Raw genomic sequence first — 1,043 nt, forward strand, 5'->3', positions numbered from 1 at the left:
CGTAGACCTTCGTCCATCGCGATTGGCGCGATTAGAGTAACAGTCATAGAAATGTTATCACCAGGCATTACCATCTCAACGCCTTCTGGCAGTTCGATAGTACCGGTCACGTCAGTTGTACGGAAGTAGAACTGTGGACGGTAGCCTTTGAAGAACGGAGTATGACGGCCGCCTTCATCTTTCGACAGAACGTAGATTTCTGAAGTGAAAGTAGTGTGTGGAGTGATTGAACCAGGCTTAGCCAGTACTTGACCACGTTGAACTTCGTCACGCTTAGTACCACGTAGAAGAACACCAACGTTCTCACCAGCACGGCCTTCGTCAAGAAGTTTACGGAACATCTCAACACCAGTACAAGTAGTGGTGATGGTGTCTACGATACCAACGATAGCAACTTCGTCACCTACACGTACGATACCTTGCTCAACACGACCTGTTACAACAGTACCACGGCCTTGGATTGAGAATACGTCTTCGATTGGCAGGATGAATGGCTTGTCGATAGCACGCTCTGGCTCTGGGATGTAAGAATCCAGTGCTTCAGCTAGCTCAACAATTTTCGCTTCCCACTGCTCTTCGCCGTTCAATGCACCTAGTGCAGAACCTTGAATTACTGGGCAATCGTCGCCTGGGAAGTCGTACTCAGAAAGAAGTTCACGAACTTCCATCTCAACCAACTCTAGAAGCTCTTCGTCGTCAACCATGTCACACTTGTTCATGAAAACAAGGATGTAAGGAATACCAACTTGGCGACCTAGAAGGATGTGCTCACGAGTCTGTGGCATAGGACCATCAGTTGCAGCAACAACTAGGATACCACCGTCCATTTGCGCAGCACCGGTGATCATGTTTTTAACATAATCCGCGTGTCCTGGGCAGTCTACGTGTGCGTAGTGACGGGCAGGAGTATCGTATTCTACGTGTGACGTAGAGATAGTGATACCGCGCTCGCGCTCTTCTGGAGCGTTATCGATAGATGCGAAGTCACGTGCAGAACCGCCGTATACTTTAGAAAGTACAGTACAGATTGCTGCAGTTAGAGT

General features: G+C 48.6%; 1 protein-coding gene. It reads right to left on the reverse strand.

From position 1 onward, the window contains the following. A partial coding sequence (gene tuf / locus LRP50_RS25310; protein WP_274167162.1) for an elongation factor Tu occupies nucleotides 1-1,043 on the reverse strand: 1,043 nt, incomplete at both ends.

The organism is Enterovibrio gelatinilyticus (genome assembly GCF_028683095.1).
GTDB lineage: Bacteria > Pseudomonadota > Gammaproteobacteria > Enterobacterales > Vibrionaceae > Enterovibrio > Enterovibrio gelatinilyticus.